The 18,246-nt window shown below is 34.7% G+C and carries 9 protein-coding genes; all 9 read left to right on the top strand.

Annotated features, from left to right (window positions below; all coding sequences use genetic code 11):
• The first annotated feature begins 3 nt into the window (after window positions 1-3).
• The 9 genes from GOQ16_RS00355 (at window position 4) to GOQ16_RS00395 (ending at window position 18,242) form a co-directional block, all read left to right on the top strand.
• The gene (locus GOQ16_RS00355) at window positions 4-2,142 is read left to right on the top strand and encodes a hypothetical protein (protein ID WP_160066812.1); all 2,139 of its coding nucleotides are present in this window, start codon (window positions 4-6) and stop codon (window positions 2,140-2,142) included.
• A gap of 5 nt (window positions 2,143-2,147) precedes the next feature.
• Complete coding sequence (locus tag GOQ16_RS00360; protein ID WP_160066814.1) at window positions 2,148-3,272, top strand: glycoside hydrolase family 88/105 protein; 1,125 nt, start codon at window positions 2,148-2,150, stop codon at window positions 3,270-3,272.
• Window positions 3,273-3,435: 163 nt separating this feature from the next.
• Window positions 3,436-4,854: a hypothetical protein gene (locus GOQ16_RS00365; protein WP_160066816.1), complete on the top strand. Its 1,419-nt coding sequence runs from the start codon at window positions 3,436-3,438 to the stop codon at window positions 4,852-4,854.
• A 105-nt stretch (window positions 4,855-4,959) separates the two neighbouring features.
• Window positions 4,960-7,164, top strand: coding sequence for a fasciclin domain-containing protein (locus GOQ16_RS00370; RefSeq protein WP_160066818.1), 2,205 nt, complete (start codon window positions 4,960-4,962; stop codon window positions 7,162-7,164).
• Between the two features lie 35 nt (window positions 7,165-7,199).
• Window positions 7,200-10,442, top strand: a complete 3,243-nt coding sequence (locus GOQ16_RS00375) for a SusC/RagA family TonB-linked outer membrane protein (RefSeq protein ID WP_160066820.1) — start codon at window positions 7,200-7,202, stop codon at window positions 10,440-10,442.
• A gap of 10 nt (window positions 10,443-10,452) precedes the next feature.
• Window positions 10,453-11,919 (top strand): RagB/SusD family nutrient uptake outer membrane protein, encoded by a 1,467-nt coding sequence (locus GOQ16_RS00380; RefSeq protein WP_160066822.1) that lies wholly within the window; start codon window positions 10,453-10,455, stop codon window positions 11,917-11,919.
• Between the two features lie 8 nt (window positions 11,920-11,927).
• Window positions 11,928-13,547: a fasciclin domain-containing protein gene (locus GOQ16_RS00385; protein ID WP_160066824.1), complete on the top strand. Its 1,620-nt coding sequence runs from the start codon at window positions 11,928-11,930 to the stop codon at window positions 13,545-13,547.
• 12 nt (window positions 13,548-13,559) lie between these two features.
• Complete coding sequence (locus tag GOQ16_RS00390) at window positions 13,560-15,125, top strand: fasciclin domain-containing protein (protein ID WP_160066826.1); 1,566 nt, start codon at window positions 13,560-13,562, stop codon at window positions 15,123-15,125.
• An 18-nt stretch (window positions 15,126-15,143) separates the two neighbouring features.
• A complete protein-coding gene (locus GOQ16_RS00395) occupies window positions 15,144-18,242 on the top strand; it encodes a SusC/RagA family TonB-linked outer membrane protein (RefSeq protein WP_160066828.1) in 3,099 nt (1,032 codons plus the stop codon).
• Window positions 18,243-18,246 lie beyond the last annotated feature (4 nt).

Raw genomic sequence — 18,246 nt, forward strand, 5'->3', positions numbered from 1 at the left:
GCCATGAAAATATACCAATTAATTAAACTAGCAATAGCTTTGCTGTTATTGCAATCTTTTCAAGTCTCCAAAATTGACCGTAAAAAAGTTGTCCAACGTCATAATGTTTTTAATACTAAAGTAGATATTTTGAACTCATTGACAGTCGGAAATGGAACATTTGCCTATACTGTGGATGTGACTGGAATGCAATCTTTTCCAGAGCATTATAGACCAGGGGTTTCGTTGGGCACGCAATCAGAATGGGCATGGGACAGTTTTAAAAACCCTAATAATTATAAGTTTGAGGAAACATTAAAATCATATGATTTTAATAATGAAGGTAGAAATGCGTTATACAGTATTCAGCATAAAGAAGAAGGCCGTCAAAAAGAAGCTACGGATTATTTTAGGGCAAATCCACATCGCTTACAGATGGGGAATGTAGGTCTTGAATTGTATTTAAAGGATGGTAGACGTGCAGAAGTAAATGATATAGCTAACATAGCACAAAGGTTAGATCTTTGGTCTGGTATTATTACTAGCTCATTTGAGATTGAAGGTGTACCAGTTAAAGTACAGACAGCTTCTTATCAAAAACTCGATAAAATAGGGGTTAAGATAGAATCAAAATTGTTGGCACAGAACCGTATAAAATTATTCATACGTTATCCGTATCCTACAGGAGTGTTTTTGGATGAAGGAGCAAATTATACAAATGATGATTTACATACCTCAACTGTAGTAACACAAAGTAAATCCAATGCCGTGTTAAAGCATACTTTGCAAGGTTCTGAATATTTCACGTCTTTGAAATTTTCAAAAGCTAATATCACGGAAGCAAAGTCTCATTATTTTGTCGTAGAACCATCTTCATCAAATTCAACTTTCGATTTTTCATTTGAATTTAGTGATGAGAATAAATTTGATAATAATGGGTTGTATAATGAAGCTGCAAAAGAAAGTACTGTTGCGTGGAATAAGTATTGGCAATCTGGGGCTGCTGTTGATTTTGAAGGAAGTACAGATCCTAGAGCGCATGAGCTAGAACGAAGAGTTGTCTTATCGCAATACTTAACACGAGTTCAGTGTTTGGGGGATAACCCACCACAGGAGACAGGGTTAACATTTAATAGTTGGTTCGGTAAACCTCATACTGAGATGCATTGGTGGCATGGGGTTCACTTCGCACTGTGGGGTAGACCCGAGTTGATGGAAGGGACATTGGATTATTATTTCAGAACATTTGAAAAAGCTAAGAAATTAGCTGAACGTCAAGGGTATAAAGGAGTGCGCTGGATTAAGATGACAAGTAATGACGGGGATGAAAGTCCTTCTTCAGTTGCGGCATTTTTAATTTGGCAGCAACCTCATTTGATCTATATGGCGGAGCTCCTATACCGACATAATCCAAATACTGAAGTCTTAAATAAATACAAATCCTTAATTCATGAGACAGCAGAATTTATGGTAGACTTTACGTACTATAATAAAGAAAAAAATCAATATGATTTAGGATATGGACTGATTCCTTCACAAGAGGTCTTCAGAGCGGCAGAGACCAAAAATCCTCCTTATGAAGTTGCATATTGGGATTGGGCCTTACGTGTGGCGCAACAATGGAAGGAGCGCCTTGGAGAACCAAGAGATAAAAAGTGGGATGATGTTATAACAAAGTTAGCACCCCTACCTATACAAGATAACGTATATCTTTCTACCGAGACAGCCAAGGACTCTTACACATTTGAAAAATGGATGACAGATCATCCTTCAGTTCTTGGTGCCTTGGGAATGGTGCCTGAGTCTCCAAAGTTAGATAAGAGTATAATGAAAAACACCTTGGATACAGTGTGGGATAGGTGGTTATGGAATGAAACATGGGGATGGGATTTTCCAATGACAGCGATGAATGCCGCAAGATTAGGTCTTCCAAATAAAGCGTTGGATGCTCTTTTTATGGATATTAAAACCAATACATATCTTAAAAATGGACATAATTATCAAGACGATAGATTGAGAATATACCTACCCGGAAATGGTGGTGTATTGACAACAGTGGCTATGATGCTTGAAGGTTGGGATAGTTCTGATTCTAATGCTCCTGGATTTCCAAAGGATGATACTTGGAAGATTAAAAAAGAAGGATTTAAAAAGATGCCATAATGAATATGAAAAACATATTATTATTCATAAGTCTAGGCTGTAGTGCATTGACATTGTCTGCTCAGAATTTTACGACTCAGCAAGCTGTGATTAAAGATTTGCGCACAGCAAATGATTATTTTATGGCAAAATGGCCTGATCCGGTTAAGACTATTGTGACGAATAAAGAAAGGCCTGCTAATATATGGACGAGAGGGGTTTATTATGAAGGTTTGATGGCCTTCTACAAAATTGATAAACAAAAGCGTTACTATGATTATGCTGTGGAATGGGGTGAAAAGCATAATTGGAAACCTGTGCGAGGAGAGGTATATACTCGTCATGCAGATAATCAGAACTGTGGTATGACCTACATTGATTTATACCGTATTGATCCAAAGCCTGAACGAATTGATGCTATTAAAAAGAATATTGATTCTGTTATCAATAGTGGTCGTTTTAACGATTGGACATGGATTGATGCTATACAAATGGCAATGCCAATTTTTGTAAAATTAGGTGTGACTTTCAATGATACAAAATATTTCGACTACATGTACAAAATGTATCATCATTGTAAGTATGTAGAAGGAGGTGGATTGTGGAATCCAAAAGATCAATTGTGGTGGAGAGATAAGGATTTTGTTCCACCTTATCAAGAACCTAATGGTGAAGATTGTTATTGGTCTCGAGGTAACGGGTGGGTGATAGCTGCTTTAGCATTGGTATTACAAGAATTGCCAAAAACGGATCCACATTATGGAGAATATTTAGATGATTTTATAAAAATGTCAGAGGCACTCATTCCATTACAACGTTCTGATGGATTTTGGAATGTAAGTTTACATGATCCAGATCACTATGGAGGTAAGGAAGCTTCTGGAACCGCATTATTTGTATATGGTATGGCATGGGGCGTCAACAACGGCTATTTAGATGCTAAAATTTATAGGCCTGCGATAGAAAAGGGTTGGAAGGCGATTGTAAATGAGTCGCTTCAACCCAATGGGTTTTTAGGATATGTGCAATCCACCGGAAAAGAACCTAAGGATGGACAACCTGTAACTATTGAAAAACAACCTGATTTTGAAGATTACGGATTAGGATGTGTCCTATTAGCCGGAACAGAAATCTTCAAATTAATCAAATAAATTATTGTGCTAAAATAAAATTCTATTCATAGGATTCTATTTTAGTACAATAAAAGAATTGCCTTCATAACAGGATAGAGCAGGGCAGTTATATTCCTAATAATTCTGATATTTAAATAACCAGATAGAAGTATTTCGTATACTTCTAATATAAGCCAAAATTATGAGCAATTTAATTTATCAAGTACGTAAAAGTTCTTGGGCTGTTATTGTATTGTTAATTTTTATTACCAATGCATACGCTCAAGAGAATATTCTCGCTTTTCCTCAAGCTGAAGGTTTTGGCAGATTTGCTAAAGGTGCTCGAGGGCATTCTAATCCATCGATTTATTTTGTAACAAATTTGAATGATTCAGGCGAAGGTTCTTTTAGAGATGCGGTAAGTAAACCTGGCCGCTTTGTGCTTTTTAAAGTTTCGGGAATCATTTATTTGAAAACCAAATTAACAGTAGCATCTAATTTGACAATAGCCGGGCATACCGCTCCTGGAGATGGCGTTGTTTTATATGGTAGAACAGTATCTTTTAGCGGTGCAAATCATACTATAGCACGATATTTAAGAATAAGATTAGGGAAAAATGGTGATGCAAGTAAGAATGAAGATGCTTCAGGAATTTCTAATGGTCACGATATTATGCTTGATCACCTATCATTTAGTTGGGGCTTAGATGAAGTTTTTTCTGTGAATTGGGATAAAAAAGGTCCAGAAATTGATCGAATAACACTTCAGAATTGTATCATAGGACAAGGTTTACATTTTTATAATCATTCTGCGGGAAGTTTAATTCAGTCTTCTGGTAAAGTCTCTATTCTTAAAAGTTTATATATAAGTAACAAAACACGTAATCCAAAAGTAAAAGGTTACACTGAGTTTGTGAATAATGTGGTGTATAATTTTGGTAATGCTAATCGTACTAATTTGAATCATCAAATTTCTGCGAATGGATATATCTTGGCAGATTCTCAGTCAGAATCTAAAGCAGTTATTTTAAATAATTATTTTATAGCTGGACCATCAACTCCTAAGTCAATAACCACGCCTTTCTCAAGAGGTAATTCGTACTTTGATCTATTCGAAGGCGGAAATTATTTTGATAATAATTATGATGGTAAGTTGAATGGGAAATTGATAAAGAGTACTGCAGCATTTTATCCTGGATTAGAACCTAAAAATTTTAAACTTAAAAATGAGTTCAATGAATACCCCAGTATTAATCATGCTTTATCCGCAGCAGAGGCTTATTCATATGTTGTGAATAATGTTGGAGCAACTTTACCTAATCGAGATGAGGTAGATCAATTAATGATTAATGAGCTTATATCGTTGGGTAAAGAAGGGCAATTATTGCATGAAGAAAGTGAATTGAAATTGTCAAATGGGGGATTAGGAAACTATAGACCTGCTGATTCATTGAAAGATACAGATAACGATGGTATCCCAGATGATTGGGAAAAAATATTAAAACTCAATCCAAATGATTCTACTGACGCTTTGTTATTGAGTACGAATAATAAAAACAAAGGATATTTAAATATAGAAGTCTACTTAAACACACTTGGGAATAATATTAATTCGAATTAACTAACTAAAACTATAAAATATGATCGTGATAACACAAACCGACACTGCCTAGTCTATTATTGAATTTTCTAATTATGACATTTATTAAAACAAAAAGAAATTAAAATGAAAAATAGATTAGTTTTTATATTATATCTTTCTTTATTAGTAGTGATTAGTTCCTGTGCTAAGAAGGAGATAATAAGTCATTATGAGCGTCCAGATTGGCTAAGAGGAAATGCTTTTGAGATACTTCGAGAAAAGGGAAATTATAGCATTTTTTTAGAGGGAATAGAAAAGACAGGATTTAAAGATGTTCTTGACGGTAAAACGATTACAACAGTTTTTGCGCCCAATGATGAGGCTTTTATAGCTTATTTCAAAGAGAAAAACATAACATCGATTTCTCAAATTCACCAAAATGAATTGAAGAAATTGATAGGTTATCATCTAATTTATTATGCATATGGTAAGACGAGATTACAAAATTATCAACCTGAGGGTAGTGAAGGTTATGAACCTCTTTTAGCGGGGCTTTATTATAAGCATCGATCACGAAGTAGTGATTCTATTAGCTTAGAAACCGATTTTACCGATGGAAGATTGAAAAAAGTATTTCACAAAGACAGATTCCTGCCTGTTTTTTCACAGCAGCATTTTACAACTAAAGGTATTGAAGCCGTATCTAATTACGAATATTTCTATGGCACTGGGTCGTGGAAAGGTGGTCAAGGATTTAATGTGAGTAATGCGGGGGTAAGTGAGTATGCCATTCCAGCAGATAATGGGTATGTATATCTAGTGGATCAAGTTATTCAACCATTGAATACCGTGTATAAAGAGATAGCTAAAAATGATAAGTATAGTGATTTCATAAGAATATATGATATGTTTAAAACATTTTGGTATGATGAACAGACAACATTAAATTATGCAGCAGCTGGAGACTCATTATTCATTGTGAATCATGGAGTTTTGCCCCCTATAGCATCTGAGTGGTCATATAATGGTGAGTCTGGGATGCCGGATTATGCTAATTTAGGTCAACTCACCTATCGTGCATATAATGTATTTGCACCTAATAACGCAGCACTACAGAGTTTGTATCAGACATATTTTTCGCCTTATTACAACTCACTTTTGGAAGTTGATTTATTACCACTTTCATTGATTATGTATAATCACGTGTATCAAGGTAATATCGTGTTTCCTTCTGAAATAGGTAAGAATGAAAATATCAAATCTTCATATGGCACGCCTATAGTATTTAATCCTAATTTGGATGTGCAAGATAAAGCTATTGGATCCAATGGAGTTTATTATGGTCTCAATAAAGTACTTGTTCCAGACATGTTCAATAGTGTAACAGGTCCTGTTTTTGTGAATCCTAAATATAGAATGTTTATGCATATGCTTGTGAATACTGATTTATACCAGGTTTTATCAAGCAAAAACATTGAGTTTACGCTCTTAATACCTTCTGATGAAACACTTAAAAATACAATTGTAGGTGAGAGCTATCTTTTTTGGTCTGAAGGAAATCCTTTAGTGTATGGTGACGAAAACATAATGGTAGAAAATGAAAATGGTATATTGGTTCCTCTTTCTACTCGTCAACAAGAGATTTTAGTATCGGAACATATTATATATGGTAAGGTTGATAACTTAAATACTACAAAGGTTTTTCGTACACGTAACCCATTTTCTTATGTCTATACATTCGGAGGGAATTTGTATTCATCGACCAACTATAATACTGAAAATTCAGAACATGGTGTTATACGTTTGAACGGAAATTGGTATAATGGAAATGCCTATGAGCCTTCGTTAGCGTTTCAATCTGACGCTCGAACTATTAAAAGTACTATCCCTGGAGCTGAAACAATTAACAATCCTTTGAGGCAATTTTCCGAGTTTGCAAAATTGTTGGCTCGTGTAGGACACTTAGAGGTAGGTCGTACTTTACCTTTCATGTTTGGAAATAGGTTCATTTTGTTTGCTCCCGACAATCAAACGGTATTAACAGGAATTAGTTCAGGTGCTATTCCATCTTCTAATACTGAACTCGCTGAATACCTAAAATCATATTTTGTGTCAGTCCCAGATAACTCATTATCGGATTATCCATTTGCAGGCTTTGGGGTTCAAGGTAAATGGAATACAGCCAAACTAATAGGATATAATTCATATAGAAAATTAGAATTAAAAGACAAATCTACACACTTAGAATTAGTAGATACTGATGGAACGATAATTCGAGTTTCAGATGAACTGCCTAAGTTATTTAGTGATGGTGCTGTATACAAAATCTCTGGATTACTTAAAAAATAAGGCATCAGATTATTAACCATTATAACAAAAATTAAATGAAGCTACATATAATTATATTACTATCATTTTTATGTATATCCAGTGCTGCATTTGCTCAAAAATCAAAAGTGTTATCAGGTATTGTAAGAGGTGAAAAAAATGCGCCATTGGTAGGTGCATCTGTTTTCGTCGAAAATAAAGATAATAGAAATTTGAAAGGTGCATCTACAGATAACCAAGGCCAATATAACATTGAGTTACCTGTTGAGGATAAATTGACAATCGTAATAGCTTGTATTGGCTATAAATCAATACGTATACCTTACAGTGGGCAGCAAACAATATCAATTACACTCCAAGAAGATCATCAAAGTATTGAAGAAGTATCCATAGTCTCCGAGGCAGCTAAGACTCGTAATGATATGGGAATTAGTTATAAAAATCAGGTCACTGCAACAGAACGATTTGAAATGAAACAGTTAGAGAGCATGACTGTCACTTCAATAGAGAGTGGATTGCAAGGACGATTAGCAAATGTGGATATCATAACTAGTGCTGATCCAGGGGCTAGGAGTTCTATTCGTATTCGAGGTACGACTTCATTGAATGCTAACTCTGAACCATTAATTGTGGTAGATGGTGTTCCATATCCAACGACTATAGCTGATGATTTTAACTTCTCGACAGCTAATGATGAGGATTTTGGTGCATTGATAAATATTTCACCGAACGATATAGAATCTATAGAAGTTTTAAAGGATGCGGCTGCAACAGCAATTTGGGGTTCTAGAGGAGCTAACGGTGTTTTATTATTTACGACAAAGAAGGGACGCCGTGGAAAAACACAATTCTCTTTTTCTTCAAAATTGAACCTGCGCAAAGAAGCGGAAACTATTCCTATGCTCGATGGAGGGCAATATGTATCAATGGTACAAGATGCGCTATGGAACACAGTTAATGATTTAGGATTTAAAAATGCAACATCCTATCTCAATATGCTGTATAATACAAATGAAATAAAATATGATCCAGACTGGAACTACTTTAATGAATACAATCAAAACACAAATTGGTTAGATAAAGTGACGCAATTGGGGCATGTTGAGGACAATTCACTAGCGATTAGTGGGGGGGGTGATAAAGCAATATATCGTGTGTCATTAGGATATTTAAACGATGTTGGGACGACGAAAGGAATGAAGAGTCAGCGCTATAGTGCATTGATTAGTGTTAACTATAAGTTCTCAAACAAATTTAATATCAATGCGGATATGAATTATTCTAGAGCATCTAGAAATAGCAATTGGACAGGTTCGGGCGTAGCAGCTCCACGTGGAATGGCTATGCGTAAGATGCCAAATATGAGTCCGTTTGTGATTGATGAGGATGGAAATTATACAGATCAATATTTTACTCCAAGGATAAACTTCCAAGGATCATTCGCGGATAATAAAATGTATAACCCCGTGGCAATGGTCAACGAATCTGTTAATGAAACCTCAGAAGAGCAAGGCAGAGTTAATTTCAGGGGAACTTACGAGATTCAACCTTGGTTACGTTATATCGGAACTGTAGGCTTTTTAACCAAATTAAATAAGAATAATAAATTTCTACCACAATCTGTGACTGGGGTAATCTGGACAGATCCATTTTTTAACAGAGGTTCTGATTTAATTTCTGATGGACTTACATTGAATACAGAAAATAAATTCATCTTCAACAAAACATACAATCAAATTCATAATATCATAGGGACTCAAATTTTCCAAACCAATGAGTCTAGATCTTTTAGTTATAGTTCAGAGACTTCAGGTAATGCTTCAGAATCATTAAGTGATCCGACAGTAGGCTCGGCAGTAGTTGCTATGGGGTCTGGCAATTCATTGAGCCGTAGTGCTGGTACGATTACGAGTTTGTATTATGGTTTAAAGGATAAATATATTTTAAATGCTATCTACCGATGGGAAGCGAATACTAATATTTCAAAGCAACATAGATGGAAAGGATTTCCTGCTTTTGGTGTGGCTTGGCAGTTAGGGGAAGAAGATTTTATGAAGCAATTCTCTTTCTTAGACATGGCTAAATTAAGATTCAGTTGGGGACAAAGTGGCAATTCGCCGTCGGGTTCTTTTGCTTACTTAGGAGTTTTTCAGCCTATTGTACCTGGATACATGGATATGACAGCTATCCGACCTACACGTATCCAATTGGATAATTTGAAATGGGAAACTGTGACACAAACGGATATTGGTGTTGAATTATCATTCTTTAAAGATCGTTTGCATGTGATGGGGGAAATATACAATCGCTTAACATCGGATTTATTACAGAATGATATAACCTTACCTTCTTCTACTGGATTCGGATCAATGAGATTTTTCAATTCAGGAAAAATGGTTAACAAAGGTTGGGAACTGATATTTAGAGGAGATTTAATTCGTGCCAAGGATTTCAAATTGAGTGCAAATCTAAACTTCTCACGTAATCAAAATGAAATTCTTGAATTACCAGAAAACTTACAGTTCGAAAACTACAATTTCGGTAATGGAAACTACGCTTCAAAAGTTGTTGAAGGAAATCCTTTAGGCTCATTTTATGGTTATAAATATTTAGGTGTATACCAAAATGAGCAAGAAACCTTTGCACGCGATATGGAAAATAATATTATCCATGACTTAGATGGACAGCCTGTCCATGTGCAAAACGGTAATCGTAAAGTATATGCGGGAGATGCAAAATATCAAGATATGGATGGTAATGGTATCATCAATCAGTATGATATTGTTTACCTAGGAAATGCGATGCCATTATTTACAACAGGTGGTGGAATTGATATTCGGTATAAAGCATTTACACTGAATACCTTCTTGCATGGTAGATTCGGTCAAAAGGTTGTTAATCAAACACGCATTGAGACAGAAAATATGTATGGAAATTCCAACCAGAGTACAGCCGTTCTGCGTAGATGGAGACATGAGGGCGACCAAACTGATATTCCAAGAGCCCTGTATGGCCAAGGCTATAATTATTTAGGTTCCGACAGATTTGTTGAGGATGCTTCGTTTGTCAGATTGAAACAAGTTTCATTGCGTTATTCTTTACCTCAATCATTCATCCAACGTATAGGAGTTACAAAATTTGATGTATTTGGTACAATACAAGATTTATATACATGGACGAACTATTCAGGTCAAGATCCAGAGGTCTCATTGTCAAGTAATATCTATATGCTAAGTAGAGATAATGCGAATACACCTAGACCTAGAACATTCGCATTTGGAATTTTAGCAAATTTTTAAAGTTTAAGATATGAAAAAACTACTCTATATGTGCGTGTCAATGTTGGTATTAATCACTACATCGTGCAATAAATGGTTAGATGTATTACCGCCAAATGAACAGATTACAGATAAATACTGGACCACCAAGGAGGAGGTGGAAGCAGTATTGGGCTCAGCATACGTTAGTTTACAAAAGTCTGTAAATACTATGTTGGTTTGGGGAGAAGCACGTGGAAATATGTTGTCCCTTGGTGGATTTTTTAACAATGATTTAGTCATGTTTAAGAATTTGACACTGTTACCTTCAAATACATTAGTTAAGTGGGATTCTTTTTATGAGATCATTAATTATTCTAATATGGTCATTAAATATGCTCCAGATGTTGTAGACCGTGATCCTTCATTTAATGTTGCGGTAATGCAATCCTTTCAATCAGAAGCTTATTATTTAAGAGCATTAAGCTATTTCTACTTAGTAAGAAATTTTGGAGAAGTACCACTAATTACTGAGCCCTATATGAATGATTCGCAGAGGTACGAGAAAGCTAAATCATCCCAAGAAGAAATATATGCACAAATCATAGCTGATTTATCTATAGCTGCACAAAATAGTAAAGATACGTGGCCAACAGTATGGGAAACTAAAGGAAGATCTACTTCTAATTCCATACAAGCATTATTAGCAGATGTCTATTTGTGGATGGAAGAATATGATAAGGCAATTATTGCTTGTAACAATGTGTTAGAATCGGGCAGAGTTGGTCTGATTCAGGGAGTAGTGAATGGAAAAAATAATTGGTTCACGATGTTTAATCCAGGGAATTCAAATGAAAGCATTTTCGAAGTACAATTTGATTTTACAAAAAATCAAACGAACAATTTCTTGTCAATATTTGGTAGTTCCAATAATTGGATAATTTCTCAATATGGCGTCCGTTTATTTCAAGAAAATCTTGAAGATGTCCGCGGTGCAGGAGCTTCTTATTCGAACTCAGATTACAAATTGTGGAAATATATTGGTGCAGAAGGAGGCACTACAATAGCTAGGCCTCAGAGTGATCAAAATTGGATCATTTATCGTATGGCAGATATTTATTTAATGAAAGCAGAGGCGTTGATTATGAAGGGGCAAAGCTCCTATCCAGCAGCGATGGAATTGATAAATGATATTCGTACGCGAGCGCAGATATCTAGGCCATTAGCTATTAGCGAATCTCAAATCGATATGTTGGATATGGTGCTTCAAGAGCGAGCAAAAGAATTCGTTGGAGAAGGTAAGAGATGGTATGATTTATTAAGAATTGCTAAGAGAAATTCATACGAGTATAAAGAATACCTAATAACAGAGGTTTTGCAAGGAATATCTGGAGGATCAGCTCCTGTAATTCGATCAATATTGTTGAATGAAAACGCTCATTATCTCCCAATTCATCAGGATGAAATTCGATACAACACATTGTTAGAACAGAATCCATACTATGCACCACTTAATTAACGATAATTATGGAAAGAATAAGAAATAACATCCGATCATTTCACTTTGTTTTATTGTTACTAAATATAATTTTCTTTTTCTCATGTAAAGATGCGTATGAGGATAAGACTTACATGGCATTTGAAGAAAAACCTATCGCATTATTGCTTCAGGAAGATCCTGACAATAAATATTCCATGTGGATAGATGTACTTCGTAAAGCTGAACTTTTTAGCACTTTAAATTTAAACACTACCTATACATTTTTTGCCCCGATAAATTCAGGTGTCGAGAAATACTTAGCTAAATTGAATATTACTTCTGTGGATCAATTATCAAAAGAAGACGCTAATTACTTAGTTAAGTATCACCTTATTCCTAATGTAAAAGTTGATCTAGCACAATTTCAGAGTGGAGCTATAGATAATTTAACGAGTACAAATGATAATTTATTTATTGACTTTAGAGAGGGTGGACTCGAATCAATATATCTCAATGGTGTGTCAAGATTTAATAGGTTTGATATTCAGGCGACTAACGGTATTATACATAGTATTGATGAAGTGTTAGAACCACTCACTGCCTCAATATTTAAAAAACTTAGCGATTCAAGATACAGCATTTTCGAACAAGCTGTAAAAGCGACTGGCTTAGATCAAGTATTGGACCAAATATACGTAGAGGCTGTAGATGAGTTTGGTAAACCTTACCAGCAGCGATTTAGGTATACGACTTTCGTTGTGCCAAATGAAGTTTATTTACAACAAGGTATAAGATCATTTGAGGATTTGGTTCAAAAAGTTGGAAGTACTGTAGGTGCTGACTATAAAGAACAAAACAATCCTGTTTATAAATACACCGCTTATCATATTTTGCCTATGATGAAATCCTATTCTGATTTGGGAAAATTTCCTACTGGTACAACCACGATGAATATGGAAACATTAGCGACAAATGAGTTGATGCAAATATCTGAAGGTAATGCTTCATTAATTATTAATCCGGATGCTACTACCTCACAACATATTAATATTATTAAGACGAATATTATTGCAAAGAATGGTGTTTTGCACGAAGTAGATAATTGGATGCCAGTTTTTGTACCAGAGAGAGTAATGGTAATTTGGGAATTTACGAACAATCCGGAAGTTGCAGCAAATGTTACATCCTTTCAAAACGGATCGTTAGGTTCGCAGTATAACAAGACATTTTCTGCAAATGAATTATCTAGCATTGTGTGGCAATCTGTACCCGAAACTAAATCAGATGTATTGATTTACCGTAATGCAAGATCTGCAGATGGTATATATTACTCGGGTGTAAGGAATTACGATCACTTTAGAGTCACCTTAGGTGAATCGGGATGGATTCAAATGCAAACACCAACCATTATAAAAGGTAAATACAGGTTGACTTATGTATGGCCAAGTCCTAGAGCAACATCCAATACTGGAATATGTTCGTTCATAATAGATAACCAAGAAATACATCCACGACTGGTAATTTCAAATACCTCGGCGGATGCTAAACGTACACAGGTGATTGGAACAGTAGATTTCCCTGAAACTACATCGCACACATTTAGAGTATTGTCTTTAGATGGTAAATTAATCACAATGGACTATCTACAATTTGATCCTATTGATTAAAAAATTAAAACTATGAAAAATATTGTTTTACTATGGACTGCCTTATTCATGTTGTTATTCATGGGGTGTCAAAAGAAATGGTCAGATCATTACAGTTTATCCGATTCAGGGAGTGTATCATCACCGCTTAGCTTATTGGAGTATCTCAAATCTAAACCAGAATATTCAAAATTCGTAGCAAAATTGGCGGAGCATGGTTTAGATAAGGAATTGGAAAGAGATCAATCCTTAACAGTTTGGGTCGTAAATAATGAAAGTATGAACCAACTCTCGTCATTAGGCTATGATGAAGATTATATACTAAAATTTCATTTAAATAACTTGGTTTTTGATAAGAACAAACTTAAAACAGGTCTCAGATTAATGACATTAAATGGGAAATATCTCACTGTTAATATTGATGAAGAACAAATAAGAATTAGTGATGGTACAATAGTGAAGGGAAACCAACTGTGCAAAAATGGAGTAGTTCATGAAATCAATAAGTTATTGAAGCCCGACGTAAGTATTTACGATTATCTTGAAGGATTAGATAATAGTTATTCTATCATTCGTGATACGATCTTGGCAATGAATGATACAATTTTCGACATAGAAAATAGCGTACCTATAGGTGTGGATAGAACTGGTAATACCTTGTACGATTCTGTGTTCGTTGTTACTAATCCAATTTTTCAACGCGCGAATATAATGTCGGAATTTGATAATGTGACCATGTTTTTGCCAAATAATGAAGTGATGGAAGATTGTTTTAATAATCTTGGGCAGTTATATAGTCAATTTGGAAAGGCTTTTCTCAAAGCGGATTCTCAAATAGCATACAATTGGATTAAAGAAGCGATTTTCTACAACCGAATAATAGAAGATTATGGGGCAGGTGATATTACATCAGCATATGGCAGATTATGGAAACCAACAGTACAACAAGTAGATCCAAATTATTTACGGATGAGTAATGGACGAATCTATAATATTAATAAGCTTAAAATTCCAAACAATGTACATATACGAATGATTAAGCAACTTTTTCATTACTATGAATATGTGCCAGAAGACGAAAAGCCAAATCTTTTTAAAATGTATAATGTTACTTCCATTGGCCCTGTAGATAGAGATAAAGTAACCTTTGCAAGCTTAGGTATAAGTCTTACGTATAGAGTTTTACAGTTTCAGGGTAATAGAGACGATGGATTACCAGCAGCATTAGATTTTACAGCGCTTATGTTAGAAACGACACCTTCAGGAGAAACTAAGCATAAGGTAGTGGAAGTTCCTCCAGGAGAATACAATTTATACATGGGATTTAGAGCCTCTTCTCACCCTTATGTCAACATATATTTCAACGATCAATTGGTGCGAGGTGGATTAAATGTAAGCCAGTCAAATCCATGGAATTATGATAGAAATACAAATACAAGTCCATCCAATTATAATGGTTGGGGAGGGTTGGTTGGTGTGGTAAATATTGCTGGCGATCAAATGTCATCATTTAGAATTAAAATTGAGTATTCATCTGGTACCACCGAGACGCTACAACCTTACCATTGGACACTAGTTCCGACTGTAAATAATTATTAATGCAAAAAGATAGATCACATGATAAATAATGCGAAATGCGTATATAAAATAATTTTAACCGCTGTTTTCATATTTGGGGTATTTACACTTTATGGGCAATCCTCTATAAAAGGGAAAATATTAAATGCCCATGATAAAAAACCGATTCAGTTTGCAGTAGTTTCAATTATAAATTCAAACCTTACAATTCAAACCGATGCAGAGGGGAAGTTTGAATTTAAGGATCTTAAAGAGAAACCATCGTCTATAAGGGTATGGAGTCCTGGATTTTATGAGTCAGTCATAGATGTATTGAATAGATCAACCTTTGAAATTTTGCTTATTTCTGAAGGCAAATCAAAATTTGATAATATCATAGATGGAACATTTTCTAAAAAAAATTCGTCATACTTAAGAGATTATGATTTTAGATCAGGAGCTATTTCATTAGATAATATATTAAATGGCGAATTCACAGGATTGCGTGTTACTAATAAAAGTGGAATGGTGTCTGAGGGTGCAAGCATAAATTATAGAGGTGTACGTTCGTTTGAAGCAGATAATTCACCATTAATCGTTGTGGATGGTATGCCTTATTTACCTGATAATACAAATTCTCCAATAATAGGTGCCTATTCAAAAAGTGCTTTAAATTTTCTGAATGTAAATGATATAAAATCAGTTCGTCTTTTAAATGGAGCAGAGGCGGCTAAATATGGTTCTCTAAGTTCTAATGGAGTCTTATACGTTGAAACATCTTCGGCAAGTGATATGGAGACTGTGATAGAATTCAAGGGTAGCTATGGAATAGCGCATAACTATAAATCAATACCTGTTTTAGGGATCAGTGATTATAAAAATTATTTAGGTAATGTGGGGATGACTGTTTATGATGATATGTCCCAATTACTAAATAGATTCCCATTTTTGCGAGATGATCCTAACTATTATTATAACTATTTGTACAATAATAATTCGAATTGGCAAGATTTAATATATAGAAATGCATTCGTAACAGATAATCATTTGAGAGTAAAAGGAGGTGATGCTGTAGCAAAATATGACTTGTCCATTGGTGTTTTAAATCAAAATGGCACACTTGATAAAACTTCTAACACACGATATAGTACACGTCTCAACTCACAGATTGCATTTGGTAGTAAGTTTGATTTACATACTTCTGTTGGTCTAAGCTACACAAATGCTCGTGTACAAGAGCAAGGACTTTTAGAAGCTACCAATCCCTTATTGTCTGCCATGAAACGTGCCCCTGTTTTGGCGGCTTATAAGAAAGATAGTGAGAATAATCTTTTACCTGAATTTGATGAAATTCATTCTTTTGGAGTCACTAATCCTGTAGCTTTACTTCATACTGGAGATGTTACCTCGGATATGGTTGATGTATTTCTTAATTCAAAACTTACCTACAAAATATCGCCTGATTTACATTTGAATGGAACATTTGGCTTAATTTCCAATTATGCAAGGCAAACAGTTTTTATCCCAGGATTATCAAATAGGACTATTGCTCCATTAGAAAATGGTATAGCATTAAATACTGCCCGAGCTGGAGCTGGTCGTAATAGTAATATTTATTTAGGAAGTAATCTGATACATAGTAAATTTTTGAATGTAGATGGCTTCAAATTCGGTGTAGGCGCTAATGCCATTATATCAAGAGGAGAATACGATGCTGGACAAGGAAGAAATACAAGTTCTGACTTTTACCGTACGTTAGCCTATGTTAATGCGGCAGGACGTAAATTTTGGGGATATAACGAATCTTGGAATTGGTTAAATATGTATGCAATATCATCTTACAATATTAATAATCATGTCGAGATTGATGGTACATTGAATGTGGATGGAAGTTCTATTTCAGGTAGCACCACTAATCGTTTTGGGATTTTTCCTGCCGTGGATGTTTCCTTTATGCTACACAATTATGGAGCATTGAAAAACAGTTCTTCTGTGGACAATTTAATATTTAAGATTGGATATTCTCAATTGGGTAATAGCAGATTCTCTTCTAAAATAGGCCAATCTTATTATTCGAGTCAATTATATAGACAGTTGGGTGGAATTGTTGTAGGAAATATTCCTAATTCAGATATAAAATGGGAGAAGAATCAAAATCTGCAAGCAAATATAATTTTTTCAGGCTTAAATCGTCGGCTTAATTTGAATGTTGGCTACTATTATAGTATTTCATCAGATTTATTAAATACAATTCCAGTATCACCTATTGCTGGTATTGACAAGGTCTATGTAAATGGAGGTCAAATTAATAATCATGGAATAGAAACGGAACTTTCACTAGCAGTATTAAGGACTAATAATTGGGGTATTGATATTTCGGGTAATATTTCCCAGATAAATAGTACTATTGAGAAAATTGTAGGTAATGAAGCATTAATATACCCACAGGATGGTGGGGTTTCAAGAATCAATAAAGTAGGAGAAGCTCCATTTGCATTTTATGGTCATGAATATTTGGGAGTTATTAGTACTCAATCTGCGGCAACAAATTATAATTTGAAAGATTTTCGAAATCAGTCATTCACGGCAGGTGATGCACTATTTAATGATGTTAATAACGACGATGTGATTGATAATGCTGACCGAGTAGCTTTAGGCAGTAGTCTTCCCGAATTTTTTGGAGGAGCTTCTCTGAATATACGATATAAGAAGTTCGGAATCTGTAGCTATTTTAGTTTTACTAAAGGCAATATGATGTATAATGGATTAAGAAGAAATTCAGAATCCCAAAACAGTTATGCAAATCAAACTTTAGCCACATTAAATCGTTGGCAAGCAGATGGACAAATTACAAATATTCCAAAAGCACAATATGGAGATCCAATGGAAAATGGTCGATTTTCGAGTAGATGGATAGAAGATGCTTCTTTTTTAAGGTTTGACAATTTCACATTTAATTATAAAGTTGGAAAGGCTAAGTACAAATTTTTGTCAGATTCTGAATGGTATTTGGCAGGGGAGAATATTTTTACTTGGACAAACTATTTAGGATTAGATCCTGTCACGGCATATAGTGCTAATATTCAAGATTCAGGATTAGATTATGGAAAAATACCAATGCCAAGAACTTTTAGATTAGGGGTCAATATTAAATTATAAGCAG

It is taken from the genome of Sphingobacterium bovisgrunnientis, from assembly GCF_009829085.1.
Lineage (GTDB): Bacteria > Bacteroidota > Bacteroidia > Sphingobacteriales > Sphingobacteriaceae > Sphingobacterium > Sphingobacterium bovisgrunnientis.